Source organism: Algivirga pacifica (assembly GCF_039543525.1).
In the GTDB taxonomy this organism is placed as follows: Bacteria; Bacteroidota; Bacteroidia; order Cytophagales; family Flammeovirgaceae; genus Algivirga; species Algivirga pacifica.
Genome location: NZ_BAABJX010000010.1, coordinates 78,289 through 99,607, shown reverse-complemented (window position 1 = coordinate 99,607; position 21,319 = coordinate 78,289). Strand labels below are relative to the sequence as shown.

The 21,319-nt window shown below is 41.5% G+C and carries 12 protein-coding genes; 8 read left to right on the top strand and 4 right to left on the bottom strand.

All coding sequences use genetic code 11. The features are described from left to right. Positions 1 to 81: 81 nt before the first annotated feature. The 3 genes from ABD985_RS02835 to ABD985_RS02825 all read left to right on the top strand — a co-directional run bounded on the left by ABD985_RS02835 (position 82) and on the right by ABD985_RS02825 (position 6,094). Positions 82 to 960: a DUF4249 domain-containing protein gene (locus ABD985_RS02835; RefSeq protein ID WP_345369025.1), complete on the top strand. Its 879-nt coding sequence runs from the start codon at positions 82 to 84 to the stop codon at positions 958 to 960. A gap of 339 nt (positions 961 to 1,299) precedes the next feature. Continuing rightward, complete coding sequence (locus tag ABD985_RS02830) at positions 1,300 to 4,290, top strand: glycosyl hydrolase family 18 protein (protein WP_345369024.1); 2,991 nt, start codon at positions 1,300 to 1,302, stop codon at positions 4,288 to 4,290. Between the two features lie 247 nt (positions 4,291 to 4,537). Then, the gene (locus tag ABD985_RS02825) at positions 4,538 to 6,094 is read left to right on the top strand and encodes an arylsulfatase (RefSeq protein WP_345369022.1); all 1,557 of its coding nucleotides are present in this window, start codon (positions 4,538 to 4,540) and stop codon (positions 6,092 to 6,094) included. Between the two features lie 155 nt (positions 6,095 to 6,249). Here the strand turns inward: ABD985_RS02825 and ABD985_RS02820 are convergent, their stop codons facing one another. Continuing rightward, positions 6,250 to 7,218: a Gfo/Idh/MocA family protein gene (locus ABD985_RS02820; RefSeq protein ID WP_345369020.1), complete on the bottom strand. Its 969-nt coding sequence runs from the start codon at positions 7,216 to 7,218 to the stop codon at positions 6,250 to 6,252. 623 nt (positions 7,219 to 7,841) lie between these two features. Here ABD985_RS02820 and ABD985_RS02815 point away from each other — a divergent pair. Further along, complete coding sequence (locus ABD985_RS02815; RefSeq protein WP_345369019.1) at positions 7,842 to 11,300, top strand: starch-binding protein; 3,459 nt, start codon at positions 7,842 to 7,844, stop codon at positions 11,298 to 11,300. Positions 11,301 to 11,445: 145 nt separating this feature from the next. Continuing rightward, a complete protein-coding gene (locus ABD985_RS02810) occupies positions 11,446 to 13,089 on the top strand; it encodes a caspase family protein (protein ID WP_345369018.1) in 1,644 nt (547 codons plus the stop codon). Between the two features lie 302 nt (positions 13,090 to 13,391). Here ABD985_RS02810 and ABD985_RS02805 read toward each other — a convergent pair whose 3' ends face one another. Next, positions 13,392 to 13,694, bottom strand: coding sequence for a hypothetical protein (locus ABD985_RS02805; RefSeq protein WP_345369016.1), 303 nt, complete (start codon positions 13,692 to 13,694; stop codon positions 13,392 to 13,394). A gap of 232 nt (positions 13,695 to 13,926) precedes the next feature. Here ABD985_RS02805 and ABD985_RS02800 point away from each other — a divergent pair, with 232 nt between their 5' ends. Then, positions 13,927 to 14,307 (top strand): hypothetical protein, encoded by a 381-nt coding sequence (locus ABD985_RS02800; RefSeq protein ID WP_345369014.1) that lies wholly within the window; start codon positions 13,927 to 13,929, stop codon positions 14,305 to 14,307. Between the two features lie 248 nt (positions 14,308 to 14,555). After that, positions 14,556 to 17,462, top strand: a complete 2,907-nt coding sequence (gene secDF / locus ABD985_RS02795) for a protein translocase subunit SecDF (RefSeq protein WP_345369012.1) — start codon at positions 14,556 to 14,558, stop codon at positions 17,460 to 17,462. Positions 17,463 to 17,640: 178 nt separating this feature from the next. On the opposite strand, the gene ABD985_RS02790 is transcribed toward secDF, so the two are convergent. Next, positions 17,641 to 18,528 carry a diacylglycerol/lipid kinase family protein gene (locus tag ABD985_RS02790; RefSeq protein ID WP_345369010.1) on the bottom strand — a complete coding sequence of 296 codons (888 nt, stop codon included), beginning with the start codon at positions 18,526 to 18,528 and terminating at the stop codon, positions 17,641 to 17,643. A gap of 211 nt (positions 18,529 to 18,739) precedes the next feature. Here ABD985_RS02790 and ABD985_RS02785 point away from each other — a divergent pair, with 211 nt between their 5' ends. Beyond that, positions 18,740 to 19,732: a phosphatase domain-containing protein gene (locus ABD985_RS02785; protein ID WP_345369009.1), complete on the top strand. Its 993-nt coding sequence runs from the start codon at positions 18,740 to 18,742 to the stop codon at positions 19,730 to 19,732. Between the two features lie 258 nt (positions 19,733 to 19,990). On the opposite strand, the gene gcvT is transcribed toward ABD985_RS02785, so the two are convergent. Next, positions 19,991 to 21,073 carry a glycine cleavage system aminomethyltransferase GcvT gene (gene gcvT, locus ABD985_RS02780; protein ID WP_345369007.1) on the bottom strand — a complete coding sequence of 361 codons (1,083 nt, stop codon included), beginning with the start codon at positions 21,071 to 21,073 and terminating at the stop codon, positions 19,991 to 19,993. Positions 21,074 to 21,319: the final 246 nt, after the last annotated feature.

Genomic DNA, 21,319 nt, shown 5'->3' with positions numbered 1-21,319 from the left:
ATAACCGATAACCGATAACCGATAACCGATAACCGATAACCGATAACCGATAACCGATAATTAAAAATTAAACACGTCAGCATGAGGAGAAAGCAGTTCCAAAATAGCGTAATAAAAAAATACCGTAAGTCTCTATCCTTCATAGGAGGGATACTTTTGCTATGCTGGAATAGTAGCTGTGAAGAGTTAATTAGTCCAGAGCTACTAACAGCACCCCCCACGATTGTGGTAGAAGGAACGTTGCGTCCTGATTCTTCCTTTGTACAATTGACACAGACGACGTCTTTTCAGGAAAATATGCCTGTTCCAAAGTTGACTGGAGCACAGATTCAGGTATTTGATTTTGAGGATTTTCCTAAGCAGTTTGAAGAGGTGGACTCTGGAGTATACTTTCCAATAAGGGATATGGAGTTGATTCCTGGAAGGCGCTATCGATTAGAGGTAATATATGACAGTGTGGCCGTAACGGCTGAGAATATTTATCCAAGCAAGCCTATACTGGATTCCATTGCGGTAGATTTTCTAAATGATCGAGAGCTTACGACAGCTCAGGAGTCGGGGTATTATCTGACCTTATACATTAATGATCGTGCTTTTGTTAGAAACTACTACCGCATAGATGTTTTTCGGAACGGAAAATCAATTAGTGATGACCCCGAAGTAGGTTTATTAATACAGACGGATGAAGGACGGGATGGCAAGGTATTGCAATATCAAGTGCCTTTTGCCTTTCGTGAGCAAGACAGCTTAAAGGTAGAGCTAAATGGACTATCTTCTATGACTTACGATTACTATAGAGGTGTGAAGCTGTTAACAGATGCCGGAAGTCCCTCTCAATCAGTTCCCGAAAATCCACCTTCCAATCTTGTACCTTCCTCAGAGGTAGCTGTTTTTGGCTTTTTTGCTTTGGAGCACCCTGTAAGTGACTCTGTTTGGGTGACGCCCTCAGTCATAGATTAATCAGTATAATACTTATTAAGTAAGCTCTTATGATGTCAGAAATAAAGAGATAATATAATCTCCTTGTTTCTGACTTTCTGTATCCCCTCTTTTCTATAAAAATAAGCGAATACCCCTTCTTTTATACGACTTCTGTATCCCTTTTGAATTATCTGTACCCCTAAATGTACCCCATTGATTTTTTTAAATGACTGTTAATATCCTTTATATTGAACTCAATTCGATACAAAAGTATCTCCCTTTGATCCAACTATTTCCATTCAGGTAATGACATGTTTTGATCGACTTTTACTGGAGAAGAGGAGGGGTACTATAACTCCAAAACAACAACAGATAAATATGAAAATGATTACTAGACATTTCTTTATGCTATTGTGCCTTATTGGTTTGACTGCTACAAGCGCAATGGCACAGATTGATTCAGGAAACCCTTATTCTACAGCGAACCACGACAAGGTGGTCATTGGGTACGTTCCCAACTGGGATGCCTGGAAAGGATTAGACTTTAATATTCCAAAAGGCTCATTGAACCACTACAACATTGATTATTCTCAGTATACCTTATTGAACTTTTCTTTCTTTGGTGTAGCGGTAGATGGTTCTTTACACAGTGGAGATTTAAGGGCTAACAATATCTATCAAGAAGGAGTGATACAGCAGCCCGATGACTTATTACATCCTGATGCTTATAGTAGCCACGATCAAGCAATGGTGCTGGGAGTACCTCAGGAGTTTTGGGGTTGGGATGAAGCCCTACGTCCGTTGGGCTATGAGCCAAATCCTGATGGAGCTTATCTGGGTTGGGTGAAGACAGAGACAGGAGAAACAGGAGAGTGGCCTTTGATAGAATACCCAACACCAGGAATGATCTCTATCGCTCATGATAATGGCGTGAAAGTAATGGCTTCCATTGGAGGTTGGTCAATGTGTAAGCATTTCCCTGAGGTTGCCGCAGACCCGGTAAAAAGAGCACGTTTTATTCAGGATTGTGTGACGTTGATTGAGGATTATAATTTTGATGGGATTGATATTGATTGGGAGTTCCCAGGTCCGTTTGCAGGAATGAACTTTACAGGTTCTGAGGCTGACTACCATAACTTTACTGTCCTGATGGAAGATATCCGTGAGGCAATTGGTCCAGATAAATTGGTGACAGCAGCATTTAACATGAGCCCTACAAAACTAAGAGGATTGGAATGGCAAGCCTTGGATCAAGTGATGGACTATTACAATATTATGAGCTATGACTTAAATGGTGGTTGGTCTGCCAAGGCAGGGCATAACTCTCCGTTATATGCTTATCCTGATCAGGAGTGGGGTGCGTTTTCATGGCATGATACGTTTATCTTCTTGAGAGACTCTATGAATGTGAGCCCATCCAAAATCAATATGGGAGTGGCTTTTTATGGAAGAGGAGTGACGACAGAAACGACAGCAGCACTGCATGCACCAACATTAAAGAAATCACAAACATTTTCTGTAGATGGCCCGGTAGTTTCTGCTGCTGATACAGAAAATTGGACGGTGACGGAAGGTTCTCCTTACTTTTTCCAGATTCAAGAGGCAATAGCTTCAGGTACATGGACGAAGCATTGGGATGATGATGCAAAGGTACCTTACTTGACGAAGGATGTAAATGGAAAGCATTATTTCCTGAGCTATGATGATGAGGAGTCTATTGCACTAAAATCTCAGTATGTGGTTGACAATGATATCGCAGGGGTGATTATCTGGCAGATCTTCTCGGACTGGAAAGTAGGTGCGGAGACCAGTAGTATTGCAAGTCGTTACCCTATTTGTCCAGACACTAAACCAGAGTTGGCTCATGTAGTGAATAAAGTATTTGCAGAAGGATCGGGTCCAGTAAATCCTGCGCCACAAGTGACACTTAATATCCCGGCTTCTGTGTCTCAAGAAACTTTTGCTCCAGTAGCATTACAAGCAACAGTGACAGACGATAAGGCAGGGGTATCTGTTACAGTCTCTGTGGATGGTACTGCATTGTCAGTAAGCAATACAGGAGATGTTTATGAAGCAAGCTGGACACCTTCCGCTTATGGAAGTGTAGTGGTTCGTGTAGAAGCTACAGATGCAGAAGGGAAACAAACCGTACGTTCGTCGACAGTGGAAGTACTAGACCCTTCACAGCCGAATGTTGCTCCAACGGTAGGATTTGTTTCTCCTCAGGATAATGCTGTGATTCAGCAGGAAACACTTTCAGCAGTTGCGGTAGAGGTGTTAGGTGAAGATACGGATGGAACCGTAGAAAGTGTTGAGATCAGCGTTGACGGACAAGTATTTACTACTTCATCGGCAAGCTGGACACCATCAGCCTTTGGCGTATATACATTGACTGCCAAGGTAACGGACAATGAAGGAGCAGAAGGACAGAGCAGCATCACGGTAACAATTGAGGAAATTGTAGAAGATACGACAACAACAGGAACGTGTGAGTTGCCAGAATATGCACCTTACCCAACCATTTACCAGTCAGGGGATCAGGTAGTATATGAAGGCATTAAATATGAGGCTAAGGTGGATAACCTGTACAATGTAGTACCGGGTACTGCAGCACATTACTGGGAAGACCTTGGAGCGTGTGGTGATGTAGTTGTTGTGCCTCCATGCCCCAATGGTTGTGACCCTGTGGTTACTTTGACAACCACAACAGGTACAGTGAAGTCGGAGTTGCCTTATACAATTAACTTGTCAGCGACTTCAAGTGATGAGGATGGAACGGTAAGCAGTACAGTATATACGGTAAATGGAACAACAGTAAGTGGTTCATCTTATGCGGTGACGGCTTATGGAACTTACACGGTAGTAGTGACGGTAACCGATAATGACGGAAGAACAGCTTCTGATCAAGGAGTCGTTACGGTAGAAGAGCCTGCAGATACCTCTGACTGTACTGCAGCGGCGTGGGATGCAAACGCTACTTATACAGGAGGTGAGATTGTTGTGTATGAAGGAATCTTATACAAGGCGAAGTGGTGGTCAGAAGATGATGTGCCATCAGAAAATAATGGTTCAGGAAAAGAGTGGGAAGTGTTAGGCCCATGTGGTAGTGCAAGATTTGCGACTAAAGCAATTGATGCTACATCCCTAACGGCTTATCCTAATCCATTTACACAAGCCTTGAAGGTGACATTGGGAGGAAAGACAATTAATAGCCTTAAAGTAATGAATGCGACAGGGCAGTTGATCGAAAGTGCTACTCCTGCCAATGGTACATATACCCTCAATACGGGACAATGGAATACAGGAATCTATATTCTATTGGTAGAAGCAGAAGGTACGCTATTCACTACGAGAGTGCTGAAAAAATAAAGAATCGTTTCTCGGTTAATGTGTTCATACTGTAATCTAAAAGCAGTCCGGAATTAATTTTCTGGATTGCTTTTTTTGTGTAAGAACTTACTTGGAATCTGTACTAAATAGGCAGGAAAGGTACAAGGAGGAGCTCTTTGTTTAAAGATATTTAAAGTTGGGTTATTTTAGATAGGTAGTAGACTATTAGGATAATCAATAGTCTGAGCTTTAAAAAAATGAGTAATAACCTAACCCTTTTATTTACATGAGAGTACTATCCACGCTAGTCTTATTATTGCTAGGACTGCAAGTTTTTGCACAAGACAAACCCAATATTTTGGTGATTATGGTCGATGATGTCGCCCCCAATGCCTTAAGCTGTTATACGATGGGAATGCAGTACCCGACTCCTAATATCGATCGAATAGCGAAAGAGGGAGCGCTTTTTACCGACCATTATTCTCAACCAAGCTGTACGGCTGGAAGAGCAGCTTTTATTACAGGTCAAAAGCCTGTAAGAACAGGGCTTACGACGGTAGGACAACCCGGAAATCCGTTAGGGTTGAAAAAGGAAGATCCGACATTGGCAGACCTTTTAAAGCCTTTAGGATATATGACAGCTCAATACGGTAAGAACCATTTGGGAGATCGTAATGAGCATCTGCCAACAGTGCATGGATTTGACGAGTTTTATGGCAACTTATATCACTTGAACGTATCGGAGGAGCCAGAGCAGGCAGATTACCCTAAGTCCAAGGAGTTTGACAACAAATATGGTCCGAGGGGAGTGATTGAGTCTTATGCTAGTGATAGTTTTGATAAAACGGAGGATCCTCGATTTGGAGTGATAGGAAAACAGAGAGTGAAGGATACAGGGCCTTTGACCGTAGAGCGTATGAAAACTTTTGATGAGGAGTTGGTTAAAAGATCCAAGGATTTTATGAAGCGGGCCAAAAATGACAAAAAGCCGTTCTTTATTTGGCATGCCACTAGTAGAATGCACGTTTATACACACCTTAAAGAAGAGTCAAAAAACCTAGCGACAAAGATCAGTACAGATGGGGATTTATTTGGACATGGGTTAATAGAACATGACCAGCATGTGGGAGAACTACTAGACTACCTTAAAGAACTAGGCGTTGATGATAACACTATTGTGATTTATACCACTGACAACGGCCCCGAGCAAAGTACATGGCCACATGCAGGGGTAACCATGTTTAGAGGAGAGAAAATGACTACGTATGAGGGAGGTTTGAGAGCACCATTTATGGTGAGATGGCCTAAGAAGATCCCTGCAGGGTTGGTGAGGAATGGTATCTCAGCACACGAAGATGTCGTTCCTACCTTGATGGCCGCTGTTGGAAATGAGAATATTAAAGAAGAGTTGAAGAAAGGGAAAAAAGCGGGGGAAATGAACTACAAAGTCTATATCGATGGGTTTAATAACCTGGATTATTGGACAGGGAAAGCAGAGGAGTCAGCCAGAAACTACTTTTTCTATTACTATGAAACCAGTATGACGGCTATGCGTGTAGGCCCGTGGAAAATGCACTTTGCCACAAAAGAAAGGTATTTTGACGATATGGTATTTCATACCATGCCACAGCTCTTCAACCTAAGAAAAGATCCTTTTGAAAAGTATGATGATATTACAGGCTTTCATCAAATCATGCAGAAGTCATGGGTGATGCAGCCAGCGATAGGCTTGCTAACAGAGCACCTGAAAACGTTTAAGGAGTTTCCTCCAAGACAAGAAGCCGCTTCCTTGGATATCAATAAAGCAATTGACCAAATCCTGAAGTCAGATACCAGACAATAAAGGTTGTTCATGTTGTTTAATTGTCATTGCTTTGCAATGACGTTCATGATGTTTAGTTGTTGAATTATTGGTTCAATCTAACAACTAAACATCATGAACGAGCGAAGCTCAATTAACATACACCGTGTAGCGGTATCAACAAAGGCTTTAGATGTCTAATAATTTTTTGCCACTCTTCTCACCTCATCCATATAAGTCTGTAGTTTGAGACTAAAGGCTTGAGGCATCACAGAAGACTCTTTTCTCCCCTCCAGCAACTCTTGAGATACCGCTTCAATTTCATAGTTATATCCAAAGGTGGTGCGCTGATCTTGGAAGTGCTCCACAAGTGATTCCCCTTGATATAGAAATGCCTCTCTTACATTCCAGACATCCGGCAGGGCGATATACCCTTTCTCACCTATGATATACGTATAGTTGGGTAATTTGCAGAGAAAGGAAGTGTGCAGTGAGGCTGTGGCTTTTCCATAATGAAAGGTCATAAGTAAATCCTGATCGACACCTGAAGGTGCAAGGAGTTGCTTGGCTTCAATAAGATCTGGGTCACGACGAAAAAACCACCAAGCCATGGCTATATTGTATACTCCTAGATCCAGAAGGGCTCCCCCTCCCAATTCCGGATTATACATCCTTCCATTAGGCTCAAAAGGAACATGAAAACCAAACTCGGATTTGAGGTGAATAACTTCTCCGATATGTCCTTCATCTACCCACTGTTGCGCTTTTTGAAAAGCCGGCAAAAGGTAAGTCCACATTCCTTCCATAAGGTATTGTCCTGTTTCTTGGGCTACTTTGGTAACCTCTTGGCAGTCTCCTAAATTGGTGGTGATGGGCTTTTCACATAGTACGGCTTTTCCCGATTGCAATGCTTTGATCGATTGCTCTTTGTGAAACACATGAGGGGTGGCAATATAGATGATGTCTACATCCTCTGCCTGGTACAGTGCTTCATAGGAATTATAGACTTTGGGAATGTCATACTCCTGAGCAAATGCATGTGCTCTTTGTGGGTCCGAAGAAGCAACAGCATGTAGTACAGCATTGTCGACTGCTTTGAAATCCGCAGCAAAATCACGGGCAATTTTTCCGGGTCCCAAGATGCCCCAGCGTATTTTCTTTTTCATCGTTTAGTGGAATGTTTGGTCAGCATTGGTTTGTAAAGCTATGACTAGCATAGTTTGTTTGTGCCTTAAAAGCTAGAAAATTCTGATGGTATTTTTTTGTGAATGTTTCCATATTACAAGATGCTACTAATGGACTGAACACCAAGTAAACTTATAGTTAAGTGCTACTGTTAAGGGGTTTAAGGAAGAAGGATAAAGGAATAGGAACCTATGGATAGTAATCCTTTATCCTTCCTCCTTTATCCATTTGGAAGTAGCACCTTTATTTCTATCAGAAGACTTAGTGTTTAGACCACTAGTATAAATAATTATAGATTTTTTCTATTGAAACCGGTTGTGATTTGTTTGCTCATAACATGCTATTGTATGCTGTTTTAAATCTTCCTTTATTACGTGTAAGATGAACAAATAAAACAAATGATGCGCACATTTTTTCTATTATGAAATCCATAATAATATGGTTAATAGTTATTTATTGCTAGTGTGATAGGTGGTGTTGTAAGGTGATATTTGACACTTATTGTTTTGGCTTTCAAAAGACATCTTGATGAACACCTGCAAGAGGGTGCCTTGTTGAAGGGCTCCATGAGCAGGAATGTCTTATAAAATAACCACTACACTTCATGAGAAAACTACTGTTACTGATGCTTTTGTCAACGCTACTGGGACTTAAGCCAGTATTTGCGCAAGTTGACTTTAGAGAAGAATCGATTTATTTCTTGTTGACGACTAGATTCTTTGACGGTGACCCTTCCAATAACGTTCCTAATGAATGGAGCTCCTATCACCCTGATCCTGATGTCAATCCGGAAATTACAGATCCTCAGGATGTGACCTGGAGAGGTGACTTTAAAGGGTTGATAGAAAAACTAGATTATATACAAGACTTGGGTTTTACAGCTATTTGGATTACGCCAATTGTACAAAACTGGTCGCCATTGGATTACCATGGGTATCATGCTTATGATTTTACCAAGGTAGATCCTCGTTTAGAATCTCCGGGCGCTACATTTCAAGATTTGATTGATGAGGTACATGCTAGAGATATGAAAATTGTGTTGGATATTGTAACCAACCATGCTGGTCGCTTTGGAATTAAGGGATTGGCAGAGATCAAGTATAATACAGACCCTACACAACCTTGGGGGCAGGATAGTGAGGGGAATCCTTTGCAGCCAAACCCAAACTGGGAGTATGATGGGATGACTCCTAACCCTGCGGATGGGAAAATATGGAGCCGTGCCAACCTGCCAACCATGCCTGCACCATATAATGAGGATTTGGCGGCTTATAACTGGCCGAGTACAGAATCTTATGTGTATACTTCTGATCCGGACTGGTATCATCATTCGGGGAATGGTTTTGCTCAGGGATGGGATGATACGGAAAACCTTTATAACCGTGCTCTAGCAGGAGATACCCCTGACCTGAATACGAGTAGTCAAGTGGTTAGGGATTATCTGGTAAATGCTTACAAAACCTTTATTGATATGGGAGTGGACGCCTTTCGCTGGGATACCATTAAGCATATGAGTAAAGAGGATGTCTTATATTTCCTGGATGCCTTTAAAGCGATTAACCCAGATCTGTTTGTATTTGGTGAAGTAGCACAAAAGCGTCATGAGCTGCATCAGGTAGAGGAGATTAACCCTCATTGGTATACTTGGAGAGGAGCGGTAAATGCTTCGGAACCTTCAGGGATGGCCGTATTGGATTTTTATGCAGAGGCATCTTTTCATAATCCTTTCGAATATGGAGGAGGATTCTCAGAGGTGAAGGCATCCGATCGCTATGATCATTTGTATGCTGATCCTTCTACAAACTTACTATGGTTGGATAATCATGATTTTGGTCCGAATAATGACTGGAATAAAAGATACGGAGGAACGGATGAGAACCTGGCGGCTTGTTTGAACTTTATGTTTACGTGGAGGGGGATACCAGTTGTATATTATGGTACGGAGATGCGTTTTAAATCTGGAGCATATGCGGATATCCATGATGCAACAGGAATCGAGAAATCCATTGACGAGACAGGGCGTGCTTATTATGGGGATGTGATGGATCAGGCGCCAAGCCATGTAATTTATAAACATCTGAAAAAGCTGAATGCGATTCGAAAAGCCGTACCTGCCTTGCAGAAAGGAACATGGCGATGGGATGGAAATGCTCCGGGTAACGGGGTTGGCTTTGTTCGTCAACACGGAAGCAGTGAAGTGGCCGTAGGTTTAGCCAAAGATGGATCAGCTTCCTTCAACTTCTCAGGATTGACGAATGGCGTATACAGAGATGCCGTTACAGGAAAAGAAGTAATGGTCAATAATGGCTCATTGAGTATGAATGTAGCTTCTGGTAGTGCAGGGATCTATGTGTTGAATGGGCCGGGTATGATTGGTGCCAATGGCGTAGGCTTCTTTGAAGCAGGTGTAGGCGGGCCGTCTAAGCCTATGGTTTCTGCAGATAAGGAAGCAGGACAGTATATTGAGGCAATAGATGTGACCTTGACAGCTGCTTTGGGTGATGGTGGGCCTTATACGATTTATTATACAATGGATGGTAGTACACCGACTACTGCATCTACCGTATATACTGGAAGCATCAATGTAGCTGAGAGCATGACGATCAAGGCAATGGCCTATGATAACAGTGGACAAGCATCAGATGTGTTGACACTGAGCTATATTATAGATCCAAACTTGCCACAGACCAAAGTTTATTGGAAAGCCCCTTGCGGGAACCCAAGAGTCTATTTCTGGGCCGTAGAAAATCCTGGCGCCAATGCTTCAACTACTTGGCCAGGAGAAGTGATGACAGATACCGATGGAGACGGTTGGGTGGAGTTTACCATTGATGGGACTTGTACCAATGTGATTTTCTCTTGTGATGGTAATAATCAAACGGCAGACTTATCTGTTTGTGGCGAGGGCTGGTATGACAATGGTTGGGTAAGTGCGCCTACGCCAGATACAGAAGCTCCAACACTTTCTATCTCTCCAGCTGGAGGTGATTTCTCAACGAGTGTAGCTGTAACGATCACAGCAACAGATAATAGAACATCTTCTCCAACGATTTATTATACGACAGATGGGAGTACGCCAACGACAGCTTCCACTTCTGGAAGTGGTACAGTTTCTTTCTCATTGACAGATACAACTACGCTTAAAGCGATTGCTGTAGATGAGGCGGCGAATGTTTCAGATGTAGTGACCACATTGTTTAATGTGGAGGAACCAGAGGTGTCCAATGGATTTACGGTATACTTTAAGGGATACAATAATCCTAGGGTTTACCATTGGGCTGCTCAGCCAGCAGGAAGTTTAGCAGATGCTTCTTGGCCTGGAGTAAATATGGTGACACAACAGGACGGTTGGTATAGCTATACTTTCCCTGAGGGAGTGATGTCGACTAATTTGATATTTAATGATGGCGGTGGGCAACAGACTGCTGATTTGACTCGAGATAAAACGGGTTGGTATACTGATGGCGTATGGACGGATACTAAACCAGGTGGTACGGTAGTGACCGGAGGGTTTACAGTGCATTTCAAGAAGCCGACAGCTTGGAATTCGACGATCAAGGTGTATCATTGGGCTGCTCAGCCAGCAGGAAGTTTAGCAGATGCTTCTTGGCCTGGAGTAAATATGACGGATGACGGCAATGGTTGGTATAGTTATACTTTCCCTGAGGAAGTTACGTCTACAAACCTGATCTTTAATGATGGTAGCGGAAACCAAACTACAGACCTTTCTCGTGGTACGGATGGCTGGTATGATAATGGATGGAGTGATACGGCTTCCTCTAGTCGTTTGATGGTAGATGAAGTGTTGAAGCCAGTATTGTATATTGCTCCTAACCCGATAGCAACTCACTTTAGAATGAGTCTGACAACATTGCAGACGCAATCCATCCAATGGCAACTAGTGGACGTTAGTGGAAAGGTTGTGAAAGAGGCTACTCCTGAATTATTAGAAAAGGGAAGACACCTTTGGACAGTGGATATGACGAAAGAGTCCGCAGGGTTATACCTATTGCGTATGACCACTGAGAAAGGGACTTATCATAAGCGACTCATCAAGCAGTAATTAGCAGATGATATAATCAAAGGCTTTCAGGAGTACTCCTGAAAGCCTTTGATGTTTTAAGAGAAATTTCTCCTCTTACTTTTATACCTCTTCTTGAAAGCCTTATATTGATCGCGCATCAATATTTTACTAAAATCATAAGAGAATGAGACTATTTTTTATTGCAATGGCGTTATGGGGCTTCATCATCCCTGTATCGGCACAGCAGTCTTACCGTGACTATGTGTCGGCTGCTGAAGATATTCTATTTGTGGAAGATTTCTCTACAAACCAATATGGATGGTATGAGGGAGAGCAGGAAAACTGTAGGGGGTACGATGTGACGAATGGTTACTATGAAATTCGTTCCATGTGTACGGGGTCATTTTCTTCAGCTTTTTACAACCTGAATAATGGTTTTTTCATTGATCAATCCAAGGATTTTCAAATAGAAGCGGAGTTGATGTATGTGTCGGGTGAAGACAATAACTCCATCACGATGACTTGGGGACAATCCGACAATAAGAGTGACCGTATGCGTTTTGGAATTTCAGGTAATGCACAATATAAGATTGATAAGTACTATAAAAAGGTTTGGTATGACTTTAAGAACTGGACGAAATCTAGTCTGATTAATCCTAATGGATATAATAAGTTGACCGTAAGAAAAGTTGGGAGTTCTTATTTTTTCTTTATCAACGAATCTTTTGTTCATAGCTGTCCTTTTGAGTATTTCTTTGGACAAGAGCTAGCCTTCCAGACCAATCAGAATACAACGATTCGAATTGATAACATCAAGATAGGCTATATACAACGTTTTAGAGCATTAAATGCTCCTCCTGTAGTACAGATTACATCTCCAGCGACTGAGAGTAGAGGATTTGTCGTGGTGGATGAAAAGCTGGTAACCGTAGAAGGCGTGGCTAAAGATAATGATGGAATCTTTGAGGTTTTGGTCAATGGAGTAGAAGCTAAGCTAGGGCAGGGAGGACAATTTCAGGCGGAAGTGCCTTTGGCAGTAGGAAGTAACAAAGTGACAGTGAAGGCTACGGATACTAAGATGCTCTCTACGACACAGACATTTACCATTAATAGAAATGATGAGCTTGCAGTTGCCGAAAAGAAGAAAAGAGTTGCGCTGATTATTGGAAATGCTAATTATACAGGAGTAGCTCACCTTGGAGAGAACCCAATCAATGATGCTAACGATATGGCCGCAGCATTACGTTCCATTGATTTTGAGGTGATTTTGGAAACAAATGCAGACCTGAATGGAATGAATGAAGCAGTTCGCACTTTTGCCCGTAAAAGCAGGGAAGCGGATGTCGCTCTCTTTTATTTTGCGGGACATGGAATGCAAATAGATCAGGTTAATTATCTACTTCCAATAGGAGTGAATATTAAGGATAAGCACGATGTCGCTTTTGAATGTATCAGCGTCGAAAAAGTGCAAAAGGTGATTGAGAACACAAAACCAGATCGTATGAACTTAATCGTTTTGGATGCATGCCGTAACAATCCATTCCGTTCTTGGCAAAGGGGAGGAGAAACAGGGCTGGCAGGAATGACACCACCTAGTGGTACCTTGATTGCTTTTTCTACTTCTCCAGGTTCTACGGCAGCCAATGGTGTGGGAAGAAACGGATTGTACACTGGTGAGTTGATCAAGCAGCTGAGGGTTCCGCAGCGTATCGAAGATGTTTTTATCAATACACGTATTAAGGTAGAAGAAAAGTCAGGAGGCAAACAAAGTCCTTGGGAGTTAGCCAGGTTGAGAGGTAAGTTTTTCTTGGTGACACAAGAGAATTAATGATTTCCTCGTAGAGATGCCCTAAATAGAAAGCCTATAACGTTACATTAAGCTTGAATAAATAACCGACAGTTGAGGCGGCTTACGCCGCTGGTTGAGTGGGACTACGTGCCGTTGAGTGGAGCTTCGCTCCGTTGAGTAGAGTCCTACGGACTGTTCAGATTTTAAAGTACTGCTTTTTCTCAACAGCCCAGAGGGCTACTCAACGGAGCGAAGCTCCACTCAACCAGCGGCGTAAGCCGCCTCAACTGTCGGTTAATTATTCAACCTTAAATTTAACGATGTAGGTCTTCTTTTATGTATTAAATCTTAATCTTCTTATCATTTCCTACTACCTCAATATCAATACTAGAATGAATTTTTAGCGTATTGTCGCTGCCTTCCATTTCTTCAAAGAACTTTTTAAGGGCCTCCTTTGTCTTTTTCAGTTGCTTCAACCTTTCGATGGAACGCTCGTCAGCTTTTCCAAAACGTAGTTCATCGTTGAAGTTTTTAACGTTATGGAAGCGAATTTTATAATCTACCAGATGAAGAACAATCTCTTTGGCTTCTTCGAAATTAAAATCCCCTTCTATGAGTGAAAAGCTGTGTGTATTGGTCGGCATGGGAAATGGCGTTTTTAATGGAAGTTTTATTAAACTCTAACACAAAGGTCTATAATTCAATTATTGTTATCTGTAATGATAATATAGTCAATAAATAATAATAATATCACCCCAGGCACCGCAAGAGTAAAGTTCCCTAGCCCCGGGCACCGCCCGGGGTGTAAATGATTGTAAATAAAAAACTATAAAAAAAACATGGAGATTTAGGATTATATCCTATATTTGTGCCCCAATGAGAACCACCAGAATATACATATCGACTTTTTACAAGCAGATGATGCTTGCGATGCTGATGCTGTTTGCAGCGTCATCTGATGTGGTGCTCTATGCATGGACTTCTACTCCAGTGGTAGAGGTTGAGGAAACTCAGCAATCTACGCAAGGAGAAGAAGAGAGTCCGGAAGATGAGGCAGTTTATAAGACACTGCAAACACAGGCTTGTACGCATCAGGCGTTGGAGTTGGATTTTGTGAAAATCAATGCTGTGGTTGCTGTCAATGAGTTTGCTGACGTACCGGTATTGGGAGTAATCAAGAAAACCTTGATTCACCCTACAACATTGAACTATTATCAGTGTCTCTTCCGATACTATATTGCAACCAACGCCCCATAATTACCCCCTTTCTGTAAAGTATGGAATCCTTCCATTACTTTCATATCCCTATTGATTTCAATTCATATACTTGTGTTGACTATACTTATAGTCTTTTAACACAATACTTATGCTGAAATAAATCGTACCGTTTTGGTATGAGACAACAGCGGAAAGAGCCAAAGATACTTTAGATAGGTATGTTTTGTTTTTCCACTTCAATTTATCGTAAAAATCAAATTTTTTAATACAAATAAACCTTACAAATCATGAAGAACAGAGGTGAGATTGTCTTGTTGGCAGTCGTATTGGCTGTGATTTGTTTGTTTGACCTTTCTTTCTCTTGGAAATCACAAGAGATCGAGGCAGCAGCAGATCAGTATGCAATGGACGATAAAGGCAACGTAAACTACTTTAAGAAGCAGGATTACAAAGATTCTCTTTGGAATGAGGAAGTATACTTCAACTATACTCTTAAAGAAGTAAAAGAGAAGGAGCTAGCGTTAGGTCTTGACCTTCAAGGAGGTATGCACGTGATCTTGGAGGTTTCTCCAGCGGAGATCGTGAAGTCTTTGGCAGGATCTTCAGTAGATGCGACTTTCGAGGAAGCATTGAAAGCAGCTGAGTTGGCGCAGAGAGAAAGCCAAGAGACATTTGCAGCACTTTTCTTTGACGCTTTGGTAGAAGCAAAAGATGGCGCTAATGTAGCATACTACTTTGCAAAATCATCTAACAAAGATCGTTTGAGCTACAACACGGCTAACGGTGAGGTAGAGAAATATATCGAAGAAGAAGTTGCTGATGCAGTAGACAGAGCTTATGAGATTGTAAGAACTCGTATTGACCAGTTCGGTGTTACTCAACCAAACGTTCAGAAGATCCAGGGTACTAGCCGTATCCAAATCGAACTTCCAGGGGTTGATAACCCTGAGCGTGTGAGAGGCCTTCTACAAGGTGTTGCGAAGTTGGAGTTCTACGAAGTATGGGACGAGAACGAAGCGGCTCCAGTATTGGCGCAGTTGAACAGCATCTGGGTAGAGAAAAATAAAACAGCAGAAGAAGAAGTTGCTACTCCAGCAGAGGAGGAGTCATTGTTCGAAGGTGATTCAGCAGCAACAGATTCAGCGAAAGTAGAGGAGACAGTAGTTTCTCCACTATACAAAATGCAAGCGAGAGGTTTCTTCTATGCATTGGAAGATACTGCAGCGATCAACGATATGTTGAGAGATGCTGACGTAAAAGCAGCAACTCCAGCGAAATTGATGTTTGCTTGGGATAACCAACCAACTAACTTCTCTCAAGGTACTGATGCGATGTACCTAATCAAGTTGAACTTGTTGAGAAAAGAAAGAGAGCCTAAGCTTTCAGGTGAAGTAATCTCTGACGCTCGTCAGTCATATGACCAAAATGGTCGTCCTTCTATCTCTATGTCAATGGACGTAACAGGAGCTAGAAAGTGGAAGAAACTTACAGCAGACAACATCGGTAGACCAATCGCTATCGTATTGGACAACAGAGTTTACTCTGCACCAACAGTACAAGTAGAGATCGCTAACGGTAACTCTGAGATCTCAGGTAACTTCTCAGTAGACGAGGCAAAAGACCTTGCAAACATCTTGAAAGCAGGTAAACTTCCTGCACCTACAAGAATCGTAGAGGAAGTAGTAGTAGGTCCTTCTTTGGGTAAAGTAGCTCAGGGACAAGGGGTGACTTCAGTAGTAGTAGGTATCGTATTGGTAATCCTATTCATGATCGTTTACTACGGTAAAGGTGGTGGAACAGCGGTAGCTGCATTGGTAGCGAACGTATTCTTCATCTTCGGTGTATTGGCAAACTTGGGTGCTGCATTGACATTGCCTGGTATTGCGGGTATCGTATTGACAATCGGTATGTCCATTGACGCCAACGTATTGATCTTCGAAAGAATCAGAGAGGAGCGCAGAAATGGTTTGCTTCTATTGGATGCGATCAAGACAGGTTACCAGAAAGCATTCTGGACCATCTTCGATGCCAACTTGACAACTTTGTTGACTGCATTGATGCTATTCGTATTCGGTACAGGACCAATCAAAGGTTTCGCCATCACATTGATCTGGGGTATTATCTTCTCATTCTTCACTGCAGTATTCTTGACAAGAGAAATCATCGTTGCGATCGTGAAGAAGAAAGGAAACGACTCAAGCTTCTCGTTCGAGACTGCGTTGTCTTCGAAAATGACAGGTGGTTCTACATTTGACTTCATCGGAAAGAGAAAGATCGCTTACGGTATCTCTGCAGTGATGATCATCGTAGGTTTGGGTGCATTGTTCACAAACAACCTGAAATTCGGTGTAGACTTCAAGGGTGGACGTTCTTACGTAGTAGAGTTCGCTAAAGACGTAGTGCCATCTAAATTGGAGGCTGACTTGGTGAAAACACTAGAGACTGCTGACGTTAAGACTTACGGTTCTGACAATGTATTGAAAATTACTACAGCTTACTTGGTAGACGAGGAGTCTGCAGAGGCGGATGCGGAAGTATTGGCGAAAGTAAAAGAAGTAGTAGCTTCTCATACAGGAACTAGCTTCGCTACAGATGATGCAGCTTCTGAAGGTACATTTATCATTGCTTCTAGCTCGAAGGTAGGTGCGACAATTGCTGATGATATCAAGAAGAACGCTTGGGAAGCAGTAGGTTTCTCAATCCTTGTAATCTTCGCTTATATCTGGTTACGATTCAGAAAGGCACAGTTCGGTTTGGGTGCGATCATCGCTTTGATCCACGATACATTGATCGTATTGTCTGCTTTCGCTATCGCAACTATGCTAGGGGTATCTCTAGAGGTTGACCAGGTATTCGTAGCGGCAATCCTGACAATTGTAGGTTACTCGATTAACGATACGGTGGTAGTATTTGACCACGTTCGTGAGCGTTTCAGAGAGAACGCTGGAATCTCTGCAAAAGAGACATTCAACCAAGCGATCAATAACACATTGAATCGTACGGTAATCACTTCCATCACGACGTTGTTGGTAATCATTATTCTATTGGTATTCGGTGGTGAGGTATTGAGAGGATTCTCATTCTCAATGTTGGTAGGTATCTTGATCGGTACATACTCTTCGATCTTCATCGCTTCTCCAATCGTTTACGATACAACTCCTAAGACAGAGAAGGAAACAGCAGAGATCGTTTAAGCATAAACGTTTTGCTATAAATAAAAAGCGACATCTTCTTCGGAAGGTGTCGCTTTTTTAATTTTCAATGAACAGTAGTGAAGAGGGGTGGTGGATAATTAAAAATTGATCATTGAAAATTACAATACCATTACGCTAGCAATTCACCCACAAAACCTTCCATCCTCACTGTCTACCTTCAGCTCCTAAGGTGTGGCACAAAGACCTCAATAGCATTATGAACTGGTTCAGCCGTAATATGATCCACTTCCCCAATAACTTCCCCATCAATCTGAAACATATACTTCTCTTTTAGCTTGATGCTGGCTTTTTCACAGCTGATGACCTCCATGGATTCATTTCTAAAGAGTTCCGGACTGAAGATCGTTAGACCGGCAGACATAATAGTATTGATGGACTTGTCTTTTAAAATACAAAGTTCGAATTTTCCATCAGAGAACTTCCCCTTAGGGTTGATAATAACTCCTGTACCATATTTCTGGGCGTTTGCAATCGCGAGCATATAGCCTTGTCGATGGTATTCTATCCCATCTGCCAATATCTCAAAGTGGAGTAAAGGAGCGTTTTCCAGTACGGGCAATAAGTACTTTGCATAAGTCATTAGTCCTCTGCCGGGGTCTTTGTCGTAAGCTTCTACAAGCTTAGCATTCATGCCCACATCAGCAATATGCATTCCATAAAGATGGCTATTGAATAAGATCAGGTCCAAAGGGACTTTTTTGAGAGAGTCGAGGGCAACTGACAGCGCCTCAATAGGATTTTTCGGAATACCCAGTTCCTCAGCCATACCGTTGGCAGAGCCTAAAGGGACAATACCTATTGGAATTGCTTTATGTAGTAGCGTTTGACAAACAAGCAATAAAGTACCATCACCTCCTACACTGATAATTCGGTGAGGTTTTACTTCCTGAACTTTTCTGAGTAGTCTTTGTTCATCATCTTCTCCTGTAGTGTAAAGGGTATACAAGGGAAGTTCTCGTTCAATCATTTCACTTTTGATAAAACGGATAAATTCATCTTTTGGAATGTCGCCAGCAATAGGATTGATGATAAATAAAACTCTCATAGTTGATGAACAATTAAAAGTACCTTAAGATTGTGGTTATACTTAAGGTTAGATGTTAGTTTTTCATAAAATACCAAAATACTAATTTTATGGGTATTGTAGGATGATATGACTGACTCTATTTCAAAAAAAGAAGAATACAGTCGCCACTCTTTGCTTAGGTAATGATGAATGTCGATATTTTTATAGGGAAAAGTAAAACGGAATAGCTGTGAAGTATACAATCGCACCACAAATAGGAATATATTCAGACCATAGTTTTTGGTTAGAAGGACAATTGTTGCCTTTAAGAGAAAAGCACTTACATGTAAAATCCAAAGAATCTGTGTGGAAGCATATGCGGAGAATGTATAGGGTATATACTGCACACAAAACAGGTAAGCAGCAACTTCGTATTCGTTGTGGAGAGAATGAGTGGCAGGTGACAACGAATAATTATGGCTTTTTTCAATTAAATGGAAAGCAGATTAAAGAAGGAGAGCGAATTACATACTATATGAATGGAGGAGAACAGCCTGTTTCTATTTTCTCGTTTGAAGATGAATTTTACTATGCAGATCCCAAAAAATTGGGTGTTATCTCAGATATTGATGATACGATCTTGCACACCAACGCCACAAACGTGGTGAAGAAACTAAGACAAACTGTAGGGAAAACAGTCCATAAGCGGAAGAACGTCATTCATATGAATGACCTGTACCAACAGCTACAGTATTTAGGAGCTGAGTTTTATTATGTATCCAATAGTGAGATGAATCTTTACTACCTCATTCATCACTTTTTGGAAAATAAGAACTTCCCCTTAGGGCCTATTTATCTCAAACCATTAAGGCGTTTGAATCACTTGCTGTACAAACGGAGCAAAAAAGTAGCAAAGTACCTTCACAAGATTGAGAAAATTAGAAAGCTATTGGACCTTTACCCTGACAAACCTTACTTGTTTATAGGCGATAGTGGACAACAGGATGCTTATGTGTATACGCACTTGGCACGGGAATATCCTGAGCAGGTGAAAGGAGTATATATAAGAGATATTGGTAAGCGTATCGATTTTAAGGAATATGAGCGCTATAGAAAACAACTAGAACAGCTAGGAATACCTTTTGAAGTATTTGATAGTGCTCGTGATATTATTGGAACCTTGACCAAATGTGCCTCGGTTTGGCAGCAGGATTTATTGGATGAGGGGAAGGGAAATGACTAGATTTTGTTCATAATGTTTAGTTGAATAATGGAAGCCAGTAATTAAGTTTGAATAAATAACTGTCATACTATCAACCCGCTTTGTTGAACCGTTGAATCGTTGAATTGAGCTTCGCTCGTTGATGCGAGTTGAACGGTTGATTGATAGTATATGTACTCATACAACATATCAACTCGAATCAACGAGCGAAGCTCAATTCAACTCAATGCAAAGTATTGAAATTCAACGATTCAACAACTAAACATTATGAACATAGCCTTAGCCTTTATAGAAAGGGAACTTCACTACCTTAGCTTTCAGTCTTCTCTTACGAACGGCAATGATGACTTCTGTATCTACTTTAGCAAAAGCTTTTTGAATATACCCCATGGCAATTCCTTTCTCTAGCATAGGAGATTGTGTTCCGGAAGTAATTCGACCAATTACATTTTCATCAGCATCCATGATCTCATATCCTGCTCTAGGAATACCTTTGTCGATCATTTCCAAGCCAATTAATTTTTGTGTTACGCCCTCTTCTTTTTGCTTTTTAAGTGCTTCAGAATTGGTGAACTCTTTGGTGAACTTAGTGATCCATCCAAGGCCAGCTTCCAAAGGAGAAGTTGTGTCATCGATGTCATTACCGTATAGGCAGTAGCCCATTTCCAGACGAAGGGTATCTCTTGCTGCAAGTCCAATCGGTTTGATATCCCAATCTTTTCCTGCTTCAAAGATCTTGTCCCATACCTCTTTAGCGACGTTGTTTGGAACATATAGCTCAAAACCTCCCGCTCCTGTATAGCCTGTAGCAGAAATTACTACGTTGTCTACACCAGCAAATTGACCGATTTCAAAGGTATAAAAGCCCATCTCTGCCAAGTTAACATCTGTCAGTGACTGTAGTGCTTCAAATGCTTTAGGCCCCTGTACGGCAAAAAGGGATAGCTCGTCAGAAATGTTTTCCATTTCTACTCCCTCTGTATTGAACTGGCTGATCCAGTTCCAGTCTTTCTCGATGTTAGAAGCGTTCACTACTAGCATATATTCCTCTTCCTTGATACGGTAAACGATCAGGTCGTCTACAATACCACCTTCCTGATTGGGTAGGCAAGAGTATTGTGCTTTACCGTCTACTAGCTTGGACGCATCATTGGAAGTGACACGCTGAATCAGGTCAAGGGCTTTAGGGCCTCTCAACATAAATTCTCCCATGTGGGATACATCAAAGACACCAACACCAGTTCTGACTGTTTTGTGCTCTTCGATATCAGAAGTGTAACGTACAGGCATGTTGTATCCTGCAAATTCCACCATCTTAGCGCCTAGTGCTTCATGGGTGTCGTTTAAGGCAATTGTCTTCATCTCTAATTTATAATTTGTTGCGATATATATGGTTTGGGCGGTTAAGTTAGTGGGTTCTTTAAAGGTGAACAAACATTGCTAGAAATAAATCAGCAGGAGAGTTTTCTGTATTATTTTATCTTAAAATTTAAGTGTTTGATTAGAAGGTACATATGTTGTTTTTTCCTTTTAGGAGTACTGAATTACTGTATCAAAATGACGGAGGTTTACGTTTATTAACCGTATAACATCAACCACGACTAACCA